The following is a 23,423-nucleotide window of genomic DNA, read 5'->3' as shown; positions in this document are numbered from 1 at the left end:
CCAGGCTGCAAACCAGCTACCGTTGTGAGACAGGAGGCGATGCGGTCACTGCGGTCACGTAGTTCATTATATGAAACAACTACATCCCCACAGATGATGGCCGGAGCATCACCCATACTTTGCAGGCGGGCTTCCAGCAAGGACGGAATGCTGATAGCAGCTACTTCACCGACCGGGCGGTTAAAGCGGTACAGGATTTCTTCCCGCTCTGCTGCATCCAGTATATCGATGTTTCCTGTTCTGATACCAGGATTTTGCAACACCTGCGCAATGATGCGCTGGAAAGCCCGGAAGAAGCGGTTGATGCTTTCTTTCCGGAATAAGGTGGTAGCATATTCTATTTCGACAAAGAATTTGTTGTCAGGCTCATTATAAAAGTTGAATGTCAGATCGAATTTAGCTGGCAATGCTTCATCACTGGTTCTTCCGGCCGGATAGAGATAATCATCCAGCGGATGCAGGTCAAAACCATGTTGCCGGGTGAGGTTAATAGAACCATCTCCAACAGCAGTATTCTGTAGTACCATCATTACATCGAACAACGGAGATCTGCTGGTATCTCTTTTCAGATGCAGATTGTCGATGATTTTATCCAGCGGGTAATCCTGGAACTCGAATGATCTGTAAGAGTTTTCAGAGATATTTCTGAGCAGTTCCGAAAACGTGTCGTTGTGGTTGATAGCGATTCTGAGCGGCAGTGTATTTACATACAGGCCAATCTGCCCTTCCAGCTCAAAATGATTACGACCAGAAACAGGCGTTCCCATAGTAATATCATGCTGGCCTGAAAATTTGCTCAACAGTACGGTCAGCGCAGATCTAAAAAAGTTGAACAGCGTGACCTGGTTGGTTTTACAGAAAGCGAGTATACTGTTATAGACATCTGGTTCCAGCTGAAAACGCGATACCGCGCCTTCAAAACTCTTCATACCGGGACGTGGTATGTCTGTGGGCAGGTTCAGCGGATCGGTCATATTAGTGAACTGCTCCATCCAGAAATCTCTTGGATGCGTTCCCCTGCTGCCTTCTATTCGCTGATCCAGCCAGTGCGCATAATCCTTGTACTGCACTCTCACCGGAGGCATACTGTTTTCTTTGCCGAGGCATAATGCTTCATAGCAGTGCATTACTTCTTTCACCAGAACGCCGATAGACCATCCGTCGCTGACGATGTGATGCATACCGAAGATCATGGCATATTCGTCATCAGCTATGCGCAGCAGCACCACCTTTATCAGCGGTCCGTTCGCCAGGTCAAACTTCCACGCTACGGATGCGGATGCCCACGTTTTCAGGTATACTTTTTTATCCGCTACTGCGCTGATGTCTTCAAAGTCGATATCAAACTGCATCGCAGGGAGTACCACTTGTCTCAGCTCTCCATCGATCTCCCTGAATACAGTCCGGAGGCTCTCATGTCTTTGTACGGCCAAACGGAATGCCCGGTTCAGGTTTTCCCTGACTACTCTACCTTTCAGATAGAAATTCTTCAGGATGTTGTAGGCGCTGGTACCGCCATCAAACTGGCTCAGTACCCACAATCTTCTCTGTGCATTGGAAGCGGGATAATGCTCCTGTGCCGGTACCAGCGGGATGGGCGCATTCGCTGTCTGGTCCATAGTACGGCTCAGGAATGCGATCAGCTCCTGCTTGTTGTTCCTGATTTCCTCGATGAACGCTCCGGGCAATGAAGCCGTATCACCCACCAGTTTCAGCTGGTTGTTTTCCCAGACAGGAACGACCTTGTATTTTTTAAATGCAGCAATGATCTCTAATGTGTTCATATAGTAATTTCTTTTCCAGAATATTTTCCTCCGTTTAGCCACAACATGTTTTCCACTACATTGATCAGCCCGGACAAAGTGTTGTCGAGGAATATCCCTGAAGCGTCGATATTGAGGTTAAGTTCCTTGTTGATGATATTGACGATCTCCATCGCCCTAAGCGAGTCAATGCCGATGCCTGTCAGTTCTACCTGGTCATCCGGTTGATCTCCGTTGAGCCAGGTGGTTCTGGATTCAATTATGTTCACCAGATAATTCCTGATAGCCTGATAGCTGCGTTGCTGCAGCACCTCCTCCAGCAGTCCGTCATCTTTTTCCTTACGGGCGGTATCCGGCAACAAGGTTCGTTTTGACGCAACTGCATCCATACTTTTCTGTTGATAGCCGATGGCGCATTGCGCACGTTGTAGTTTCCCGCTGGTGGTCCGTGGGATCGTGAGCGGGGTGGTGAGCATAATATCATATGGGGTGATCCCGTACTGTCCCTCCATCAGCAGCTCAATGGAGGTGATGACCTGTTTCACATCCGTATTGGCAAGGGACGTCCTTTTCATCTCAGCCATTACCACGCAGGCATCCTCTTCATGCCCCACCGTAAATATGGCCACACCATTATCTTCTATAGCAGCGTGGCGTTGCGCTATTAACCGCTCTATGTCGTAAGGGTAAAAATTCTGTCCGCGGATGATAAGCATCTCTTTGATCCTGCCGTGCACGAAAAGAGCGCCCTCGCAAAAGAAGCCGAGGTCGCCGGTCTTCAGGAAGCTGCTACCTTCCAGTTTCAGGAAAACGTCGCTGTTATCCCTATTCCAATAACCGGTGGTGACGCTTCTTCCGCTGATGCAGATCTCGCCCACTTCCATTTCTCCGCAGGGTAAACCGTTATCCGGAGAGATGATTCTCACGTCCATCCCGCCAGAAACACCGCCGCAGCTTACCACTGCTTTTGCGTCCGCATCCTGTTCACTTACCAGCCGGACACCTCCGGCCGTGTCTTTATGTATGTATTGAATTAATGGAGAGGATTCCTTTCTTTCACCAGCTACCAGCAGCGTTGCTTCAGCCAGCCCGTAACAGGGACGGAAAGCTTCTTTGCGGAATCCGGTTACCTGGAAGCGTGCGGCAAAACGTTGCAGCGTATCCGCATGTACCGGTTCTGCACCATTGAAGGCCACCTTCCAGGAAGAAAGGTCCAGCAAAGGCAGTATGTCTGGCTGAATTTTATTCACGCAAAGGTCATAGGCGAAATTGGGGCCGCCGCTATGGGTCACCTTGTACTCCGTAATGGCCAGCAGCCAACGTTGCGGGCTTTGTACAAAAAGCGTGGGCGGCATCAGTATGCCGGTACAGCCGGTATATACCGTATGCAGTATATTTCCGATCAGTCCCATATCATGATGAAACGGCAGCCAGGAGAATATGATGGCATCTTCGTCTGTGTTGAAAGTGTTTTGTATAGCGGCCTGGTTATCCATCAGGTTCTCAGCGGAAACGACTACCCCTTTGGGCGATGCCGTAGAGCCGGAAGTATATTGTATGAAAGCGATTGGATTGCCGCGGGAGTCACCGGTTTTTCCCGATGGAGCAGGGAGCTTAGTGGTGGGGATAATGGCAATATTATGCAATGCAGGAGAAGCGGCGAAGGATTTTTCCAGGTAAGGTTGTACCCCCTCACAGCATAGTACAGTATGTGACCCGGCATCTTCTATGATGGCTGAAAGCCTTGCCTGCTGGCGGGTTCCGCGTCCATAAGCTACGGGGACAGCAATGACGCCGGCGTACTGGCATGCGAGGAAAGCTATTACAAACGCCTGTATGTCCTGGTATACGAGCATTACGTGCCGACCTTCCAGTTGTCTGTCTGCCAGGAATCCGGCAAGCAGGCTAACGCTGTCCAGCAGTTGCCGGTAGGTCAGCCTTATTTCCTTTTCATGCTCGTTTCCCAGGATAATAAAAGCAGGCTTTTCGGGATACATATGGGCATGCCCCGTTAAACGGTGCGTTATCGTACCTCCAGTAAATTTCATGGAATCAAAAGAGTTACAGATTATCTTGAATAATTACAGGTGTTGTGTGTGACAAAACAAGTTCCTTCACACCCATAGTATGTGGGTATGTTGATCCGGAGTATTGATGAAGTATTGGTATAATGTAGGGAAAGACGGGGACGCTTAACCTTTCAGGCGTTTGCTTTCCGCATCAGCAGCGGTGGTCCTTCCTCTGGCTTTTTTCACATTGCTGTTACCGAAGCGGTAATCAAAGGTCAGCCGCAGCTGGCGGGTTTCCCCTTTGAATCTGCCGGTGCTGTATGCCCCGCTATAATTGATCAGAACGCGGTCGACATTTGTGTTGAAGATGTCAGTCATGCCAAGTTTCACGGCGCCGTTACCACGAAGTATTTTTTTCTGCACGCCGATGTCCATAGACCAGAGATCCTTCCAGCGCATGATACCCTGAAGCCAGGGACCATTGTAATAAGCGGAAAGCTCCGCACTCCAGTCGTTGGGGAAACTGAAGGTATTATTCGCAAATGCATTGAAGGTAAAAATATTATCGTCGAGGATACTGCTGTTGAGCGCACCCTTGAACTGCGTATAGATGAAATCTGTTGCCAGGAATAGATTCCACCATTTGGTCACGGGTTGTTGCAGGGATGTATTCAGTGAGTAGACACGCTGAACGGGGATGTTTCTGATCGTCTGCATAATTTTTCCTTCACCCAGTGTATCGATTACTTTAGTGAAATAGTCTTTTACGCGGCTGTAGCCAAGCACTGCACCAAATCCCTGATAGTTATAAGTCAACTGAATATTATCTGTATACTGAGGTCTTACAAAGGGGTTGCCTCTTGCGAATATCAGTTCATCCAGCGGCGTTTCAAACGGGTTGAGGTCTTCATAGCCTGGTCTGTCTATACGCTGGCTGTAGCTGATCCCTATTGTATGTCTATCACCGATATTATAAGCGATGGACAGACTTGGGAAAAGGTTCAGGTAAGAAGTGTCCAATCCTTTGTAAGCGGTATTGTTATACGTGGTAAGATCACCTGATGCGCTGGTATGTTCCAGTCTCAGGCCGGCCTGCAGGTTGAATTTCTTTATGTCTCTGCTGTATGTGAGATATGCGGCGGCTACCTTTTCGCGGTATTCAAATACACGGGACCGGTCGGTATTCAATGTGTCTTTAGTGGTCAGTACATCGTAGAACTTAAAAGCGTTCTTCGCTGTTACGTCGTTGTAAAACAGGCCACCGCCTATCTTTCCGGAGAAGAGATTCTGTTCATAATCCACTTTAAAGGTACCGATCCGGATGTCTGTACCGGCAGTTGTTCTGATCGTATGCGATCTCAAACTTGTTCCGTCGGGGAGAATGTATTCATTCGGCTGGAATACGCGTGTATCATTATTGTAGACGATATAGTCCGCGTCTGCGTTCAGGGTACGGCCGGACGTATCGCTGTACTGATAGTTGACGTTGTAGTCCATGCGGTTCATATTGCCTTGCTGTTCCAGCCTGGCTTTCAGAATGGAGTCTATTTTGCCCGGAACCCTGTAGATGTAAGTAAGGCCGTCGTTCTTTGCAGGGTTGTTATTAACTGCACCATTCACCATTATGCCGAGGGTGCTTTTGGGAGAAAGGAAAAAATCTGCGCCGCCTTTGAAGGAGTGGTTATTACTTTTGTTTACAATGTTGGTGTATTGATCAAACGTGTTGTTGGTACCATTCTGTTCAATGCGGAAAATGTTGGAGAATATATTGTAATCACCATACCGGTAGCTATAGTTACCGTAGATGTTCATTGCCTGGTTGCGGTAGTTGAGATTGGCACCGGCGTCATATCGCATGGCAGATCCGTATGTACCGGTGGCTGTGGCGTTGCCATTGAAACCATACGACCGGTTCTTTTTCATTCTGATATTGATGATGCCGGCATTTCCTTCAGCGGGGAATTTTGCAGACGGGTTGGTGATGATCTCAATGGTTTCAATATTGGATGACTGCATTCCCTGGAGAAGGGCCGCGAGATCGCTGCCGCTGAGGTTAGTTTGTCTGCCGTCAATGAACACCACTACCCCGTTCTTATTATTGATAGAGATATTGCTACTGTTATCTACTTTCACCAGGGGAGATTTCTTCAGCAGTTCGAGTGCGCTGGATCCGCTTGCATTGATGGATGAGGCTACATTGAGCACCATTTTATCTGCACGCACTTCCACTGGTGGTCTGGTACTTTTGATGGTAACGCCTTGCAGCTCTTTTGCCTGTTTCTGTAATTTTACCGGCGGCACGGTAAAAACGGGCTGCTGTGCTATTGCGCTGAAAGGAGAAGTCACATAATTTGCGTGGCCCAGTGCGGCTACTGCGATGAAGTAAGTATCTTCATTTATTCCTTCAAAACGGTAGTATCCCTGATTATCAACAGTTGTGATTTTTACGAGGAAGGTATCTTTCGCACGAAAGAGAGAAACACTGGCTGCAACAACAGGGGTGGCATTTCCATCGGTAACGGTACCGCTTATCACCAGGTCTTTCGATTGTCCAAACAGTAAAGATGCAGTAAAACAAAGACTTAGCGTGATAATAATGCTCTTAAGTTGATTCATAGTTCTGGGTTTCTGATACGATAATAACTGATTCATAATTTAACGAAATATTTCTGTCCCAGCAAGAAATTTCAAACGGGTACGACGGTATCGCAGGAGATATTGATGGCTACAGCCCTCTGCAGAATTTCGATTTCTACCAGCAGGAAATTTTTGTTGTTCTTCTTCAGTAGTTTTCCTTCCACACCTGCGAGCGGACCTTCTTTGATACGCACGCGCATACCGGGAGAATAATCCAGAGAGGTTACTTCTACGTCGTGCTCCACTATTTTCTTTATAGAATTGATGAGGTTTTCGGAAACCGTCACGGCCTTACCTTCAAAGGTAATGTAGTTTACGATTTCCTTCATTTTCAGTATTTCATACTTTCTTGTCTGCGATGCATAAATGAATATGTAGTTAGGGAATAATGGTGTTTCAAGTATCTTCTTTCTGTCACTCCAGTTCTTCTGCACTTTGTGCAATGGGACATAGGAGGAGACTCCGATCATCTCTAACTTTCGCTGGGCGGCCCTTTCCGCTCTGGAAAAAGTGTAAGCGATATACCATCGGGATGATTTTTCATCAACACAACGCGGTTGCTTAGCTTCTAAAGTGTTATTCATGACAGTAAGGTTTTTACACACCATTCAGTAAAAAGTAATATCGCCGGGCAAACAGCTACTGCACGAGTGGAGTGCAACTGTTTTGCCTGGTTTTAAAAGCACGTAAAAAGATTGAAATGAGTCAGGGTAAAATGCAATGTTCACTATAGGATAAAGCTTCGCTATCCGTAAGTCACATATTACTTGCGTCAGGTAAAATAGCTTGTGTTATTAAACTGAAATCAATCAGACCAAATGCAATGTTCGCTACCGGATAAAGCTTCGCTATCCGTAAGTCACATATTACTTGCGTCAGATAAAATAGCTTGTGTTATTGAACTAAAATCATTCAGACCAAAAGTGAAGTTCACTTCCGGATATAGCTTTGCTATCCGTAAGTCACATTACTTGCGTCAGATAAAGATTGCTTCGATTATTAAACTAAAATCCGGAAAATTTCGAGCATTCATCCAGGGCTCTAAAGCGGACTACGAGACATACTCAAATTAGTGCTTGACAACACACCTTACTCCGAAGTGTACGATGATCATGTTGTAACAAGTGACAGTTTTTTTTAGATTTTTTGTTTGATTTTCATTTTTCTTTGCGGATAACCTCGTGTCATCAGCCTAGTGCCTATGCCAACGACCTCTGTGCAATGCAATTCATTAATTATTACACCATTTAATAGGATTCCCAAACAAAGCTAAGTGGAACGCGGCTCAATTTTGGGATTTAAAATACTTTCTCTGAGTTAACGCCTTTTACTCATACCGACAAATAGTTTCATGGAAATACAGGGTTAGCCCATTGTTTAATCTACTCTCCAATCCAATCCAATTTCTAAATCGCGGTTAAAGTAAATAAAAACTATTCAAATAAAAAAAAAATTTTGATCAACACCTCCTGTTACAACATCATCCCTATTCTACTTCAGCGACTTCCGTTATGTTAGCAATGCAGGCGCATCACACCATTCTGATCTAGTGCGGCTTTTTTTTCAAACGGCCACTGCAGCAATAAGTCAGTATATCATAAACAGGTAATTATATAGTCTGACGCAAATGGCGTTCGTCATTTGTGTCAGACCATACAGATTAGGAATACAAACTGTTGATATATTACTTCATTCAGGAGAAGTGTTTTTTGTGAAGTTAAATTGTTTAACTAAATTCGGTTATCCTACGTACCGGCGTATTATCCTACCGGCAATTTTTTCTGATTTATTTGGCAGCTGGATGTTTTCCACGGTAGCGCGAGCTCTGTATTCTCCTGATCTATCCAGAGACGTAGCTGAATGATATTCAATGTAAAATCCTGCCCATAACCCAATCTTTGCTACAGTCTGAAACACCAGCATCTGAAAAATAAACCAGCAACAGTTCTTCCAGTAATCATCCCTTAAACATTTCACTTATGTTACAACAGCTCGAAAAGCTAGCCAGCTACATCGGGAACACCCCATTGATGGAGTTGAAGCATGACCACGCCCACCTGTTCGCCAAACTGGAGTATAACAATTTTTCCGGCAGCTCCAAAGACCGCGCAGCATATAGCATTGTATACAATGGTATCAGATCGGGCCGCATTAACCAGGATACTACTATCATCGCATCCAGCTCGGGAAATCTCGCCATTGCGGTAGCATCCATCTGCAAGATGCTGGGGCTGAAATTCATTCCTGTGATAGATCCCAACATCAACAGCGCGTATGAGTCATTACTGAACCTTCTTTCCTATAAAGTAGTGAAAGTATCTGAACGCGATAAAACGGGCGGATACCTGCTTACCCGCATCGACACCGTGAACAGGTTACATGCGGGTACCAGCAATTCATTTATCGCCGACCAGTACGGCGACCCCAACAACTACAAAGGTTACTACGGTCTCACTGATGAGATCATTAGTGCATTTGATCATATTGATTATGTATTCATTGCCGTAAGTTCCAGTGGCGCCATTACAGGCATTTCCAAAAGCCTGAAACAGAAAAGACCTGACGTAAAAATAGTAGGCGTAGATGTGGAGGGCTCCGTTATCTTCAATGCGCCACCTGTAAAACGTTATATCTCCGGCATTGGAGCGAGTCAGGTACCGCCTATCATCAGTAATGCCATTATTGATGATGTGGTCATTGTATCGCAGCCAGACATCATCAAAGGGTGCTTTGAATTGTTGCATGAGCAGGTCATCTTTGCCGGTGCCTCTTCCGGCGCTGTATATTTTGCCGCAAAGCAGTATTTCCAGCACCATAACCATGCGACCCCGCCCACGGCGCTCATGGTCTTCCCGGACAAAGGACATACTTATCTCGATACTATCTACAACAAGCAATGGGGGGATCAGCTTGCAGAAAAACTGACGGTGGCAACAATATCGTAATTATTAACCTGGAAAAATAAACACGGACAATGCTATATCTGAATGCGTCCAACATCAATGAACTGGGAGTAGACTGGCATGACCTCACTACCATTATCAGCAAGGCAGTAACTGCGTTGCACAACAACGATTACGCACAACCGATCAAGCCTTACCTGAGATATGGTCATCCCAGGAACAGGATTATTGCCATGCCCGCCTATGTGGGAGGCAGTACACCACTGGCTGGCATCAAGTGGATCGCCAGCTTCCCTGAAAACATTTACCACAACAAGCCGCGCGCCCACTCCGTCACCATTCTGAACGAGCATGATTCAGGCATACCTTTGTGCGTGATCAACACAGCTGCTATCAGCGCTATCCGTACTGCCGCTGTATCAGGTGCGATCGTGCAGGAATATCTCTCCATTAAAGACGACAATCAGCGTTTTACTGTTGCCATCATGGGTTTTGGACCTATAGGCCAAACACACCTGAAGATGATCACCGCGCTTCTTGGCGAACGCATTGAACGAATCTTCCTCTATGACATCCATCCGGTGGATCTTAGTCAGATCGATCCTGTGTGGAGAGACAAAGTGCAGATAGCCGGCTCCTGGCAGGAGGCTTATCTCGTGGCTAACATTTTCATCACCTGCACGGTTTCGTCAAGCCCTTATGTGGATCTGCCACCGGTGAAAGGGTCATTGCAACTGAATGTTTCACTAAGAGATTACCAGGCATCGATGAGGTCATTTATGGATATTATCATCGTAGATGACTGGGACGAAGTATGCCGGGAGAATACCGACATTGAGAACATGCACAAAACGACCGGCCTTGAAAAAGGCGATACGCTTTCCATTGCCGACATTATATATACAAAAGCATTGCAACAGGCAACGCCAGATGCGGTGATCATGTTTAATCCTATGGGGATGGCGATATTCGATATTGCCGTAGGTGGATACTATTACAACGAGGCTATGAGAAGAAATGCAGGGACGGTTTTGCCGGACTGAATTTATGATTGTCTCCTGACGAGGAGACAACGGAAGAAGTAACAGTATAGTTTTGAAAGAGAGATCAAAAAAGAGATTTCTGCGAAGTTAATATATTATCATTTTTTTCGTATTTTTGCAACATTAGGAATTGATTTACAATCACATATACTATATGTTTTTCGACACATACAAGAATTTTCCTGACGTGCATATTAACACCTCTCTTTTTTGGGAGTATGATAAGTCAAACTTTGACTATATGGCTATGCGGGATATTGTTGTACAGCGAGTCATTGAACGGGGCTGGCCCAATGACTGGTATGCCATGTTGAATCTATATGGTATTGATGGTGTAACAGAAACTATAAAACGCTTGCCCTATCTGAATGAAAAAGACATGAATTTTGTAAGCCACCAATTTAATATACCATTATCCGACTTGAAATGCTACGAAAAGAAACAGTCAGTGAATCCACACTGGAACTCTTAGTAAGGTTGATGAAAGATGAACATCTACGGAATTTCTTCTTAGTAGGTGGATACTATTACAGTAAGGCTATGAGAAGAAGCGGAGGAACGCTCCTACAGGACTAAATGCTATTGCAAGCGGGTGATGTTTATATCAACAAAAACATACAGACAGCTTAGTAATTAGATATGCTCCTTTCTGCCGCCACTGTCATTGGTAGTTTCTTCAATGCCTGTACATCGCTTTCACAGCACGGTACAAAACAAAACTCCACCGGGATACCCGAAGCAGTGCTCAATACCTGAACTTTCACACCATAAAAATACCGCCTCATCGAACATTGCTTACCCCGCCATTGTTTGCCTTTGAGCAACCGACTCTTAATGATCTTTCTATTATCGCTGTTGTTATTATCTCGCTGTCACTAACCCTGATACCGATGTCTTCCTTATGACCACATGCCTTTAGCATATCATCAACAATACAGAAAATTGATATAATTTCAGCCTCACTAAGCATTGTATGGTAGTTTTCTGTGTGGTGACTCAAAACTATCAATATTTACAATGTTTTTTTTATTCTTTAACTGGCAACCTGGGTTAATTATTATCGTTAAGTTGATAGTATTTACTTAATTTGGCGTCCTAAAATACAGAGCGATTGACAACACAAGAATTCATTGCCGCAGCATTGCTCGAAGACGTGGGCAGCGGCGATTACTCTACACTGGCATCCATACCGGCCGATGCGAAAGGTAAGGCGGTACTTAAAATAAAGGAAGAAGGCATACTGGCAGGCATGCAGCTGGCGCAGGATATTTTCCATCATCTGGAAGAAGATGTAAAATTCACCCTCTATAAAAAAGATGGCGATGCTGTAAATAATGGCGAAACCGCGTTTACCGTTGAAGCCAGCGTGCATACCATATTAAAAGCAGAAAGACTGGTGCTTAACTGCATGCAGCGCATGAGCGGCATCGCAACGCTTACCAATAAATACGCCGGTAAAATAAAAGGCTACAAAACCAAAATACTCGATACCCGCAAAACCACGCCGCTGTTCCGCGAATACGAAAAGCAGGCAGTGCGCATTGGCGGCGGTTACAACCTTCGCATGGGCTTGTACGATATGATCATGCTGAAGGACAACCATATCGATTTTTGTGGCGGCATAGAGCAGGCCATACAGAAAACCAACGAGTACCTTGCGGCTAACAACCGCAACCTGAAAATAGAGATCGAGACCCGTAACCTCGATGATGTGCGCCGTGTGCTTGCTGTGGGCAATGTACACCGCATCATGCTCGATAACTACTCACCGGAACTATTGGAAGAAGCAATTGAGCTGATTGGCGGTAAGTATGAGACCGAGGCGTCGGGCGGTATCAATCTCGATAACATTATTTCATATGCCCGTACTGGTGTCGATTACGTCTCATGCGGCGCTATCATACATCATGCTGTGAGCATGGACCTAAGTTTAAAGGCACACAAAATATAGAGCAGATATTATCGCTTATCTTGTTTCAGCTATGAAGCAACATATCCTTACCAGTTCACAAGCGAGAAAAATAATCCTTCATGCAGCGGGGTTAGTTAAGCCGGCGCAGTTCGGCAAAGGCATTGAGGCCGTTTACAAACTGATCGACCATTTCGGTTTTATTCAGATCGATACCAATTATGTTGTAGAGAGGGCTCATCACCATGCTATTGCCACGCGCGTGCCTGACTATAAACCACAATGGATTGATGAGTTGCTGGCAGACGGCAGGATCTTTGAATATTTCACCTACGGCACCGGTTATATTCCGATGCACGAATACCGCTTCTCACTGCCGGTGAAGGAGGGCTTTTTGTCGCGGAGAAAGCCGCTGACACAACCGGAGGCTAACCTGATGAACAAGGTGCTGGACAGAATTTCCCGGGAAGGTCCGCTGATGGTAAAAGACTTTGAGGAGGACCGTCCGACGGCAAGTTCCGGTTGGTGGGACTGGCGGCCGGCCAAGCTGGCGCTCGAAAGATTATTCCTCGACGGCAGCCTGATGTGTACCCGGCAGGAAAACTTCCATAAAGTATATGACCTGCCCATTAACCTGCTTCCACCGGATATTGATACCACCGCACCCACTGCCGAAGACTTTGCGCGGCATGTTATCCGCCGTTCTTTGCAGTCGCTGGGGATTGCCTACGCCAAAGATATTTCCTGGCGTGCCCATTATGCCAAGAACCACCTGGTAAAAACAGCGTTGGAGAATATGGTCGCCGAAGGTGAAGTCTGTCTTGTGAGCGTTGAAGGGCTAAACACCGCGCCGCTTTACATGCTGCCTGCCTATAAAAGCAAAAAGATAACCCTCAGTGGCGATGCCTTCATTCTTTCACCATTTGACACATTAAATGTGCTGAGGCACCGGTTAAAGGACTTTTTCGACTTTGACTACCAGGTAGAATGTTTTGTTCCACAGGCGAAGCGAAAATATGGTTACTTTTCACTACCGGTGCTGGTGGGCGATACCTTTGTTGCCCGGATGGATTCCAAAGCCGACCGGAAACACTCCGTCCTCACCATCCACAACCTTCATTTTGAACCACTCCCGCTAAGCCCGTCCACCATCAATAAAATTACGGAAGCTATTAAAGCGTTCGCGCGATTTAATCACTGCAGGGAAATCGTTATTACGAAGTCGAATGATAAACGGTTGCTGAAGGTGGTTAAGGAGGGGTTATCGATGTAGCGGGTAACTTAGTGGCGGCTACATAACAGGTGACGCTGTTAAACAATTATGAGTGCCATGAACCGTAAGTTATACAACTTAGGAAGAACTAGATAAAACTATAAATCGTTCAGGTCATTCATTTCCTTTTCAAATGACAGCTTGTAAGTATTATAGAATATCCTAAAATCGGCTACAGTATTGTTCATGCAGTTTCTTATTATTCACATCCAGATTGATTCATAGTAGTAAGACATGCTAAATTTCGGTATCTTGGAAAACATCGAATCCATATTACTAAACTCTAATAATGGCTCCAAGATGGAACAAAAAAAATGGAAAATATCTTTCTGCATTGTTTGCGCAAATCGGCTACATCATTTAAAAGAAACATTACTGAAGAATATCACCGATAACGAAGATTACGAAGATCTTGAATTTATCCTGCTGGATTATAATTCAAAAGATGCTATGGGGGGTTGGGTAAAAGAAGAGCTACAGCCCTATCTTTCAACGGGTAAGCTCACTTATTACCGGACCCTGGAACCGGAGATATTTGATCATAGCCATTCCAAAAACGTGGCATTCAAACTTGCGAAAGGAGAAATTGTTTGCAACATCAATGCCGATCACTATATGGGGAAAGGATTTGCACATTTTGTAAATAGGAAATTCAATGAGAATAATAATATCGTGCTTACGCCGATCGGTTTCCATGAAGAAGAAACAGATTTTTATCCCGCACAAGATGTAAATGGGAAAGTATGTGTAAGGAAAAGCGATTTTGAAATGGTAAAAGGGTTTGATGAACGAATGAAACAATATGGTTTTGAAGACCACGACTTTGTCTATCGCCTGCAGCTGAGCGGTGTTAAAAAAGCGTTCATTGATGACCGGTCATTCCTGGAATTCATCTCGCATGAGGAAAAGGAAAGATATACTTTAAATGCAGAGGATATTAAACATGTCTATTCTGACCATATTACCCCTTCTGTTTCAGAAGTAATAATATTGTACAAGAACGGCGAGTTTGAGAAAGGAACAATAACTGACTACACAACTCTGGATGCTGAAAATCATGTATATGCTTACCAGCCCAGATCTTACACAATACCTTTCGTGGCTCAAAATGGCGAGGAAAGCGGCTGGCTTAAAGGAACCTGGGAATTTGGAAACGGGATGTTTGTCTTAACAACCAACGCTGGTGATGAATTTTCCTACCGGGAAGACATTGTTCTATCCCGCCTTATTACAGATGTGTACGTTATTGAAGTTCTGTTGCGTCTAAGAATGTATTATCATAACAGGTATGTGATGGAAGCAAATCTGGAGCAAAAAGGAATAAATGTAAATCCTGACTCATTTGGAAAAACAACTGTATTTAAAAATTTTGACTACAGCTCAGGAATTGTTGTTTAACGAAATCCATAAGTCAATCGGTCCGTTTATCCCGATAATATTGACCATATAGCAGGAGATCAATATTTGGTCGCTTTTGTTTAGGCTCAGGCTGGAATTAATCAGATTGGATATTCTGACATAGCCTGATGTAATCCCATCTTTGGTTTGTGGTATCTTTTCAAACTCACTGATGATTGTGTCCTCCCACCTTAATAGCCAGGGAAATACATTTTCGTTCCCATGCTCCAAGGGAAAAACATCTTCTGCCATCTGGTGCAGGCAATGCCAGTTTTCGGCGATATTTTTATGGAGCTGTTCTTCCTTGATGTTCTGCTGTGCATCGGCGACAATACTTTGATGATAAGAGGTTATCGTTTGGCTGGCATTGCGATCAATTATCATTAGCGCTTTAAGGGTAGATAAATGAAGATAGAATCCAAATGTTACTATCGCATCTTTATCTACTTCGTCAGCGCTTAATCCTTCTGTTAATACCCATGGCATTGCCTTGTACCGAAGGTCAACAAAATCTTCATCTACCGCAACAGCATATAAGCCATATTGAATCGAATTTTCAGGGAAAGGCATAAATATCGCCCGTTCTACTTCTGTGTTTAGACCCGGTTGAGCCTGAAATTTTTTATCCTGGAAATACTGTTTAAAATAGCTATCGGTATAACCAGCCAAATATCCTCCCAAGCTTTGAGGCGCCAATATGGACAACCTGATATTCTCTCCACGTGATTCATTTAATATTACCCGGAAAGAATCAATCTGATGGTTTTCAGATAGACCGCATAAAAAAGGCTGTATACCGGAAGATAACAGTTCCTGCCAGTTACTTTTTAAGCAAAACAGCGATGCAATTAACCATACCTGTTCGTTCTCCTGATTCATAATGAATATATTTCCTGGACCTGAAGATATTATTTAACGCCTTCATTATACTTTTCCATGGCTCTCATTGAGCGGTAGTACTTGCTCAACAGAGCATAAATGACAATCTCCTGTTTCTTTTGATTGAATGCTAATAGCCTATTCAGCAACATATGAATATAGCTAGGGAGCAAATGATCATTTATCTCAAATGGTAACTGATCAATCCGGGTGAGTTGTTCTACGATTTTCCGGATACCCTTACTTCTATCCCGCAGCAGGGCATTCAATGCCTCCCCATCACGGCTCGTCAGGCTCAAGCTATCATGCATCCGTCTCCGACACTCACGGAACTTGTTATCCACCTGTTTTTTAAAGAGTGAAGAATTATCTGTACTATGTAAAAAAGAAGCCAGTATCCGGTCGCAAAGGTCCTGTTTTGCCTCTATGTCCAGTTGAAAGTCATCCAGCATCATATCGACGGCTTTCAGTGCTACCGGCCATCTGTCCCGCTTTAAGTCCTCTCCCTGAAAAAGTTTGATTACCTTCAGTACGAAAAGGCTGTCAACCAGGAACAGTTCTTCAGCATATGCCATTGTTTGCGGGCCATACCGTTCTATTTCACGGACATAGGTATCCGTACACACTTTGAATACCAAACCATTTTTCACTAGTGGATCGAGTCTCTTATATAACGAATTTAGCACAGTAGACCAAAACCGTCCCTTTCCATGAAATCTCAATCTCAGGTGGAAATCCGGATCTGTAAAACGTACGAAGAAAAATCCGTCAATAGTGTTATTTTGCAGTAGCCCATCAACAAGATCGTGCATTATGTCGCTCAGGATAGACTCGACGGTATTAGGACTAGCGTATATTTTTACATACAACCACTCGCTGCCAGGAACAAAACTACGTGTCAGTGAAGAAGAATGACTATAATTTGGAAAAACAGGTAAGTTCTTCTCTTCTGTTTTGTATATCGGAATAATCATCTCGTTGTTATATACACCTCCGCTCATATCCTCAACAATAGCGTTGTCTTGCAGTTGCAGGTTCTCTGCCAATATCACCATTCTGTTGAGCTTAAGTTGTTCACAAATAACCTGCAGACAGTTGATATTGTTGGTATCAATAAACAATTCATTATCGTTTTCGCAAAGCTGAAGGTACCTCGGAATGTTATATCTGGTACTTAGTATACTAAATTCTTTAAGGAGGTCCACGTTGTCCTTCAGCAAATACTGTAGTTCTTCAATCTGAAAGTACCACCTAGCTCTACTTAGGATCAGATTCCTGTACCTTACCCTAGGCAAGAAACGTTCATTGTCGCAAGCCCCCCAGTCCCAAATAAAACCCGGACGGATATTATGATACTGCAGGTCGCATAGAAACTTAAAAGCCGGCACGCTGCTCTTATTATAATTATGGGCGGTACTCAAGCGCGGAATCACTTGTTTATTGAGCCTTTTACTCCTTAATATTATTTCGTTGTCCCTTACGCTCACCATGATATCGTTCATACTTATTATCCGATCAGGTGGTAACAGGGAAGGTGTCAGGCAAGGTATCTCATAATGACGAAAAACCGGCCTCAATGAAACATTCGCGACTCTCCCCTGAGGGATATGCAGCACTTCCGCAAAAACTGCATTGCTATTGCTTGCTTCTTCCCTGGTAAGAACTTCTTTTGAAAACCGACTCAGCTCTTCACTTCCATTGCAAAATCGCCCCAGGAAGTTGACACCACTAGGTCCGGTGCAATTAGAAAAAAGGAAACGATAGTTGTTATGGTCCAATTTTCCGGGCAACTCTGCCAAAAGGCTTCCTCTGATAAACATGTTATCAGACACTGGCACTTCATTGGCGTCATTGAACTTCTTTATATCTTCTTCTGAAATAATGATCTCTGTTTGCTGTTTTTGATAATATTCTACAAGTTTTCTCATCTGAAATACCGAGAATGAATCTGGTTCGACTTCTGCAACTGTATCTGTAGAACCAAAATTAACAGCCTCCAACAATTCAGACTTGTTATAACTATCGTAATTAGACGATCCATATCCGATCCCCGTGTCTACATCCATCAAAATATCCAGGGCGACTTCTTGTCCTTCAAATCTTTCGATAAAATGTTTTTTAAACAATTCCAGTTTATCATTCTTCTTATGTTTCTTTAATGGAAATAACGCGGCTGTGCTATTAACGATGTCATCAACCAGTGCCTTGTCCAAGGAACAAAATGCATCGTTGAGATAAAGATCCAGCTGTAAGGGGTTTTTATTGGTAACTTCATCTCTTCCAAGAACACCCGCTAACAGGTCTTTAACTATTTCGATAAGCGACTCCGAAAACCTATCTGCCTGAAGTAGTTCCCTGATCCTCACAAGGCGGGATTGTATCTCTTTGATTCCTTGTACATTCTCTATTTTCCGAATAATAAATGACAATGGATCGACACCCGTTACAGGTGGGTGTATTTCAGAAACGAGTATCTGTGCATCAATTAACTGGCCGATAAATTCGCCTGATTCTTCAGCATCAAATTCAAAGTTAGCAAGGCACTGAACAAGTTCATCAATAGTAGTATCATTCTCCGCAAGAACCAATAATTGCTCTATATATTCACTATAATAAAAATGCGACAACTGGTATTTCCGTCTTCCTTCCACTATTACATATTCAAAATACCGATAGGTTGTCCCGGTACGGTAAATAGTATTATTCCGGCGATACCTGACTTGTGGCTTGACAAGCTTCATATTGGACAGGTACTCGGCGATTGCAAAAACAATCTCCATGTCCAACCGCATGGCGTGTCTGTGTAACTCCTTTTGTGCCAGTACTATTTTACTTTCTTCGGAAATCTCTCCCAGTAAACAACCAGAGAAAAGTCCAAAGGGCGTACTTCGATGACATATCCTGAGCCAATATTTATAAAGCGTAATTCCTATTTTTCTCGTATTTCTGTTGTGAACCAGGCCCTCCTTTAATTTAGCAACTTCAGTAAAGAAAACAGGGGAAGCCACTTTTATGGCGTTCATAAAATATTGGTCTGAGAGGGCATATTCAATAAACTTCCCTAAGTCAATCGGTAAAGATTCCAGCTTTTGTATGTTATAAACAGGAGTTCTCAGATAGAAATTTCCAAATGCACTATACATAAAAACAGTACTTGGCCTGACGGCAATTATAAATAACCCAGTAGGCTTATTAACGCAAACTAAATTCCATAGTTACAGTAACATACATCTATCCCAATCGGATCTTTCATTCAGAAAGCTCATCAGTACAAGTCCAATACCGATGGTTCCATCAATTATTCCACGTTCGGGCACCCAGATCCCTTGCTGATTATTAAATCTCTTATATCCCCCAAATCCGTCTTTGTGTATTGAAAGCGAAAGCGTTTTCTCAAGCCAGTAATTGGCTTCGTCCAGGTATTTTCTGTCTTGGGTGATGCTGTAAAATTTCCTAAAAAGATAAGCAATGCCCGCGGTTCCATGGCAAAACATCCCATCCAGGTTCTCATTAAGAAGGGGGTCTCTCCTGCCAACAGAATGCTCCATAATTCCGACTGCCGCAGTTGTCCACTCCTCGCGGCCAAGTATTTTCCCTGCATTCCATAATACCCAGGCTATGCTCAGGTCACCATAGCACCACCCCAGCCGTGACGAGTCAGGATTCACTGTTGCATCATTAACACAATTGGAATAAATAGAGAAACTATTTGCTGTTTTATTCGTGTGAAAGAGCATCCATTGGACAGCGCCTTCCAGCAATTGCCTGCAAAGCACGCTATTGATACCGGTATCGTATATTTTCAACAAAATTGAAATAATACCCGGTATTCCATGCGCTAAACCTAAAGTATAGAGCTTTTTACTTTCATAACCAGGTTCTTTTTCTGAAAAGCCATCTATCCATTTTATGCCGTATTGATCCACCTCTTTTGTTTCATCCAGCAGATTAACTACTTCAGCGAGATGACTGGCTGCAAGTTTATCTGGTAGACGATCTAAAGCGTATACCGCTCCTCCAAGTCCTCCAAAAAGATAGTCGTAAAACCCTTTTTTTAATGCATCCTTAGAGCCGTCATAAATATGCTCGTCTATTTCTTCAAAAAAATCTTCCATATCCACTTCAACCACACCTAATCCGGCCATATAATTAATACCCCATGCGATACCGGTATAGCCATGACAGAACTCGCTTGAAGGGGGTGTTTCACCTACAAAATCGATAACACGATCAATAATTCGTTCACAGTGCTCTTTATATACGGTTTCGTTGGTAGTCCTATAAAGTGTGGCGTAGAAGATCGCGTTTGACATTTCGCCAGACAGGAGTGACGGGTGAGAGAAATTATCCGAAGAAATATCCAGTGCGATTTGATTAATTTTATCGTGTATTATTTTTTCAGATATTGGGTTGGCATTAGTTTGTAAACTCATTAACGTCTTAATCTGTCCGTAGTGACTTAATTGATCCTCCAAAACATGATACAGGCAATAGTAGTGATTTCCATAGCTTCGCAGATCACCTTCCGGATATTGATATAACCACTCATCTGTACAATCCAGTAAATAACTCTCCGTACTTTCTCTGACTTTGTCCCAGATAGACAGATAGTATTCAACAGGATTTCCAATATTCTTTTCAATAATAAACTCACCAGGCAATACCCCTTTCCACTCCTGCCTCTCTTGCTCATTCAAATCTCTTTGTAAAAAAACCACCGACTGATATAACTTCTCCACCAATACCATGTGCTTCAGCAGCGTCCCTATCGTATAATCGTAACCATTAGCAATATAGTCGAGTTCGGAAACAGTGAGATTACTTACTCTCAATCCGATAACATGTTTTGTTAAACGCATTTGAGCAACGAGGCCACCAATAACCTTTGAATATCCTGAAGGTATTTCAAGACTCATTATAGATTCATCCATTACTGTTATTGCTTTACTATTCATAATATGGAAAACAGTACAAAATGGAAGTTCTGTTTAAAAAATTCAAACAGAACTTCCATAAAAAATTAAAGCCACTACTTATTAGCAAGTCGCACAACGTGTTACGTCGCGGGTCTGGCAACCGATTCTTGAAACGAGTCTGCAGCAAGTATACGAGAACGAAATACTTGTTGCATCGTCGCCGCCAACTACTTTGGCAGACTCAATCGGATCTAATGATACAAGTGTGGATTTGCCCAGAACGAGCTTCTTTTTTTTGGGTTTGTCTTTTTCCATGTGATGGGTTTTCTTAAAGATAAATAAATGAGAAATGAGAATCTGCAAAAAAAACCGCTCGATAAGTTACAATAGATTCTTTCACGGATATATTTCAACATCCATCAAGATGGCAACAACAAAAGCGAGCCTATCCTACACAACATCTCTACTGCAGCGATTAATAACGTGTTTAGGGCATTGAATTACGTAAACAAAAGTCCCGCATGATCCTTTCATTTTTGAAATAATTTCCAAGCATAATATTGCACACTCACAAGATTAAAATAATCAGGGAAGCAAACAACCAGGTTGTTAGATCAGCCTAGATCTAAATCGAAAATCAAGCATTAATATGGATTGATACACATTCAAATATTTTTTTAAAAACTAGGAATGATCCGGAAAAATATTTAAGTTACCGTACCAATTTAAGTGATCCGATACGAATCAGCTATGAAGACATTCACTTTTTCTGCTGCCCGGAAATTATGGATTATAGAGAGAAGACTGCGGGGCACCTACGTAAATCATTAACCAGATAATTAATTTCAATGACAATTCAAACCTATTTCGACAAGGTATACTGTATAAATATTCCGTCACGGGAAGATCGTTGGGAAGAAAGTCAGGAAGAATTCTTAAAACACGGGATTGACAATGTAACCAAAGTGGAAGGTATTACTGGTATTCCTACAGGGTTACAGCATCATGAAACCATGGGACTCAATCAGCGGGATATTAATTTTCAAAAAAAAATTGCCGGTACTGTAGGATGCTTGCTGTCTCACCTAAAAATCATCAAAGAGGCCAAGGCACAACACTTAAGCAAAATTCTCATTCTGGAAGATGATGTTCAGTTCAGCCCTCAGATGCAGGAAACTTTTGCAAGAATATATAATCAGATTCCTCTGGCATGGACGCTACTATACCTGGGAGGAAATGAGCTGAGCGGCGCCAAACAGGTCAGTTCTAATATAATACAGGTTTCGCATATGCTGATGACACATGCAGTTGCAATCCACTGCTCCATCTACGATGACCTTATCCAAATGCTGGAAGAATGTGCTTATCCCGTTGATGTGTACTACACAATGATACAGAAGAAACATGCCTGTTATTCCATATATCCATACATCGCCTGGCAGCGTGCCAGCTGGAGCGATATTGAACAGCGCTTCAGAATATATGACTTTGAAAACATGTCACACTCATTAACTAATATTTTACAGTGCAAGATAATAGAATAGCTATCCAAGACAAGCTTATGGAGATAGAAGACATGCTCTCCGGTGCAATCACCAATGATATGTCATTACTTGGGGGTGATACTGGTATAAGTATATTTTATTACAACTTATTTAAACTAACAGACGAGGTTCAGTATTGGAAAAAATGTCAATCGCTAACCAATAACCTGATAGACAATTTCCCTGGTGAAGGCTTAGACCAAACAATGGGAGCTGGCTATACAGGAATAGCCTGGGGGTTGAATTTTCTCCAGGGGAGAGGAATAGTTGATTTTGAGGCCGACTATTTCTTTTCCTCAATTGATATGCATATTTACATCCAGTCTTTGAGAAGCCTCATGCAACGTAACTATGATTATGCAAACGGTGCGCTCGGGGCCACTGTTCATGCGCTGAAACGACTCCCGGATGAGAAGGCTTTTGGTTACCTGCGACAATTTGTAGGCGCACTAAAGGGATTACAAGTGGTGGAAGAACATAATATTCGCCGAAAAATCGACCTCCCGGTGGATTTAGCACATAGCATGGCCAATATTGTAAATTGCCTTACGAGGATCTATAACAAAGATCTTTTCAAAGATGATATCATCTCACTTGTCAATGAATATCAGACCTGGCTAACAGTGTTCTGCAAGGAGTACCAGTACTGGCAAGATGTTTGGGACCACGCAGCTGACGAAAAATTCAATTGTTCCCGGCATGGAAAAATCCTACGTATAGCATGGAGTTGTCTGCAAGCCGGACAGGTTTTCGATAATGAAATATGGGGAGAGGAAGGTATGAAACTATTGCAGTGTGCCGGCGATAACTATAGTATTATCAATACCTCCGATCTGAATGCATCATTCTACAATGGGAGCGCTGGTTTGGCCTACCTATTCCACCAGCTTTACAAGAAGACCAGTCTGCCAGTTTGTTTGACCAACCACAACTTCTGGCTCTCTACGACTTTAGTTAAAGCTCAGTATCTTAACAAGGATGATGGCCCGGTCAGCAAATCACATAAATGGGATAACAAATATGGTATACTGACAGGCGCCTGCGGCGTTGGAATCACCCTCATCGATTCTCTGACGACAGGATTGGAAAGCTGGGACGAGTGCTTGCTGCTTGGTATATCCTGATATCCCGTATTACCGTATATTGGTA

15 protein-coding genes and 1 pseudogene are annotated in these 23,423 nt (G+C 43.4%); 8 read left to right on the top strand and 8 right to left on the bottom strand.

Annotated elements, in window-relative coordinates; all coding sequences use genetic code 11:
• From VM802_RS03365 to VM802_RS03350, 4 genes are all read right to left on the bottom strand, one after another.
• Window positions 1-1,784: condensation domain-containing protein (locus VM802_RS03365; protein ID WP_325527971.1), on the bottom strand; the 1,784-nt coding region annotated here is incomplete at its 3' end.
• Window positions 1,781-3,811, bottom strand: a complete 2,031-nt coding sequence (locus tag VM802_RS03360) for an AMP-binding protein (RefSeq protein ID WP_325527969.1) — start codon at window positions 3,809-3,811, stop codon at window positions 1,781-1,783. The genes VM802_RS03365 and VM802_RS03360, both read right to left, overlap by 4 nt.
• A 144-nt stretch (window positions 3,812-3,955) precedes the next feature.
• On the bottom strand, window positions 3,956-6,388 hold the full coding sequence (locus VM802_RS03355) for an outer membrane beta-barrel protein (protein WP_325527967.1): 2,433 nt from the start codon (window positions 6,386-6,388) through the stop codon (window positions 3,956-3,958).
• A gap of 71 nt (window positions 6,389-6,459) precedes the next feature.
• The gene (locus VM802_RS03350) at window positions 6,460-6,993 is read right to left on the bottom strand and encodes a UpxY family transcription antiterminator (RefSeq protein ID WP_325527965.1); all 534 of its coding nucleotides are present in this window, start codon (window positions 6,991-6,993) and stop codon (window positions 6,460-6,462) included.
• Window positions 6,994-8,388: 1,395 nt separating this feature from the next.
• Between VM802_RS03350 and VM802_RS03345 the strand changes: the two genes are divergently transcribed.
• The 3 genes from VM802_RS03345 to VM802_RS32300 all read left to right on the top strand — a co-directional run bounded on the left by VM802_RS03345 (window position 8,389) and on the right by VM802_RS32300 (window position 10,827).
• Window positions 8,389-9,354 carry a pyridoxal-phosphate dependent enzyme gene (locus VM802_RS03345; protein ID WP_325527963.1) on the top strand — a complete coding sequence of 322 codons (966 nt, stop codon included), beginning with the start codon at window positions 8,389-8,391 and terminating at the stop codon, window positions 9,352-9,354.
• Between the two features lie 29 nt (window positions 9,355-9,383).
• Window positions 9,384-10,355 carry a 2,3-diaminopropionate biosynthesis protein SbnB gene (locus VM802_RS03340; protein WP_325527961.1) on the top strand — a complete coding sequence of 324 codons (972 nt, stop codon included), beginning with the start codon at window positions 9,384-9,386 and terminating at the stop codon, window positions 10,353-10,355.
• 154 nt (window positions 10,356-10,509) lie between these two features.
• The gene (locus tag VM802_RS32300; protein WP_414647032.1) at window positions 10,510-10,827 is read left to right on the top strand and encodes a DUF6922 domain-containing protein; all 318 of its coding nucleotides are present in this window, start codon (window positions 10,510-10,512) and stop codon (window positions 10,825-10,827) included.
• 166 nt (window positions 10,828-10,993) lie between these two features.
• Here VM802_RS32300 and VM802_RS32480 read toward each other — a convergent pair.
• Window positions 10,994-11,325: pseudogene (locus tag VM802_RS32480) on the bottom strand (hypothetical protein); the annotation flags it as partial.
• Between the two features lie 141 nt (window positions 11,326-11,466).
• Here VM802_RS32480 and nadC point away from each other — a divergent pair.
• From nadC to VM802_RS03325, 3 genes are all read left to right on the top strand, one after another.
• The gene (nadC, locus tag VM802_RS03335) at window positions 11,467-12,306 is read left to right on the top strand and encodes a carboxylating nicotinate-nucleotide diphosphorylase (RefSeq protein ID WP_325527959.1); all 840 of its coding nucleotides are present in this window, start codon (window positions 11,467-11,469) and stop codon (window positions 12,304-12,306) included.
• Window positions 12,307-12,337: 31 nt separating this feature from the next.
• Window positions 12,338-13,537: a winged helix-turn-helix domain-containing protein gene (locus tag VM802_RS03330; protein WP_325527957.1), complete on the top strand. Its 1,200-nt coding sequence runs from the start codon at window positions 12,338-12,340 to the stop codon at window positions 13,535-13,537.
• Window positions 13,538-13,789: 252 nt separating this feature from the next.
• A complete protein-coding gene (locus tag VM802_RS03325; RefSeq protein WP_325527955.1) occupies window positions 13,790-14,935 on the top strand; it encodes a glycosyltransferase family 2 protein in 1,146 nt (381 codons plus the stop codon).
• Here the strand turns inward: VM802_RS03325 and VM802_RS03320 are convergent.
• From VM802_RS03320 to VM802_RS03310, 3 genes are all read right to left on the bottom strand, one after another.
• Window positions 14,918-15,814 carry a hypothetical protein gene (locus VM802_RS03320; RefSeq protein WP_325527953.1) on the bottom strand — a complete coding sequence of 299 codons (897 nt, stop codon included), beginning with the start codon at window positions 15,812-15,814 and terminating at the stop codon, window positions 14,918-14,920. The genes VM802_RS03325 and VM802_RS03320 overlap by 18 nt on opposite strands.
• A 29-nt stretch (window positions 15,815-15,843) precedes the next feature.
• Complete coding sequence (locus VM802_RS03315; protein ID WP_325527951.1) at window positions 15,844-18,957, bottom strand: lantibiotic dehydratase; 3,114 nt, start codon at window positions 18,955-18,957, stop codon at window positions 15,844-15,846.
• Between the two features lie 72 nt (window positions 18,958-19,029).
• Complete coding sequence (locus VM802_RS03310) at window positions 19,030-20,745, bottom strand: lanthionine synthetase LanC family protein (protein WP_325527949.1); 1,716 nt, start codon at window positions 20,743-20,745, stop codon at window positions 19,030-19,032.
• An 833-nt stretch (window positions 20,746-21,578) separates the two neighbouring features.
• Here VM802_RS03310 and VM802_RS03305 point away from each other — a divergent pair.
• Together VM802_RS03305 and VM802_RS03300 are read left to right on the top strand one after the other, a co-directional pair.
• Window positions 21,579-22,274 (top strand): glycosyltransferase family 25 protein, encoded by a 696-nt coding sequence (locus tag VM802_RS03305; protein ID WP_325527947.1) that lies wholly within the window; start codon window positions 21,579-21,581, stop codon window positions 22,272-22,274.
• A 17-nt stretch (window positions 22,275-22,291) separates the two neighbouring features.
• The gene (locus VM802_RS03300) at window positions 22,292-23,398 is read left to right on the top strand and encodes a lanthionine synthetase LanC family protein (protein WP_325527945.1); all 1,107 of its coding nucleotides are present in this window, start codon (window positions 22,292-22,294) and stop codon (window positions 23,396-23,398) included.
• The last annotated feature ends 25 nt before the right edge of the window (window positions 23,399-23,423 follow it).

Source organism: Chitinophaga sp. (assembly GCF_035538455.1).
Classification (GTDB): domain Bacteria; phylum Bacteroidota; class Bacteroidia; order Chitinophagales; family Chitinophagaceae; genus Chitinophaga.
Note: the sequence above shows the minus strand (reverse complement) of the source record. Positions and strands in the feature narration are given on the sequence as shown.

Bases quoted from the DNA above. Each gene is read 5' to 3' on its own strand.
- VM802_RS03310 (WP_325527949.1), bottom strand. From the start codon at position 20,745: ATGGATGAATCTATAATGAGTCTTGAAATACCTTCAGGATATTCAAAG.
- VM802_RS03355 (WP_325527967.1), bottom strand. From the start codon at position 6,388: ATGAATCAACTTAAGAGCATTATTATCACGCTAAGTCTTTGTTTTACT.
- VM802_RS03320 (WP_325527953.1), bottom strand. From the start codon at position 15,814: ATGAATCAGGAGAACGAACAGGTATGGTTAATTGCATCGCTGTTTTGC.
- VM802_RS03300 (WP_325527945.1), top strand. From the start codon at position 22,292: ATGGAGATAGAAGACATGCTCTCCGGTGCAATCACCAATGATATGTCA.
- VM802_RS03340 (WP_325527961.1), top strand. From the start codon at position 9,384: ATGCTATATCTGAATGCGTCCAACATCAATGAACTGGGAGTAGACTGG.
- VM802_RS03330 (WP_325527957.1), top strand. From the start codon at position 12,338: ATGAAGCAACATATCCTTACCAGTTCACAAGCGAGAAAAATAATCCTT.
- VM802_RS03360 (WP_325527969.1), bottom strand. From the start codon at position 3,811: ATGAAATTTACTGGAGGTACGATAACGCACCGTTTAACGGGGCATGCC.
- VM802_RS03315 (WP_325527951.1), bottom strand. From the start codon at position 18,957: ATGTATAGTGCATTTGGAAATTTCTATCTGAGAACTCCTGTTTATAAC.
- VM802_RS03305 (WP_325527947.1), top strand. From the start codon at position 21,579: ATGACAATTCAAACCTATTTCGACAAGGTATACTGTATAAATATTCCG.
- VM802_RS03350 (WP_325527965.1), bottom strand. From the start codon at position 6,993: ATGAATAACACTTTAGAAGCTAAGCAACCGCGTTGTGTTGATGAAAAA.
- VM802_RS03345 (WP_325527963.1), top strand. From the start codon at position 8,389: ATGTTACAACAGCTCGAAAAGCTAGCCAGCTACATCGGGAACACCCCA.
- VM802_RS32300 (WP_414647032.1), top strand. From the start codon at position 10,510: ATGTTTTTCGACACATACAAGAATTTTCCTGACGTGCATATTAACACC.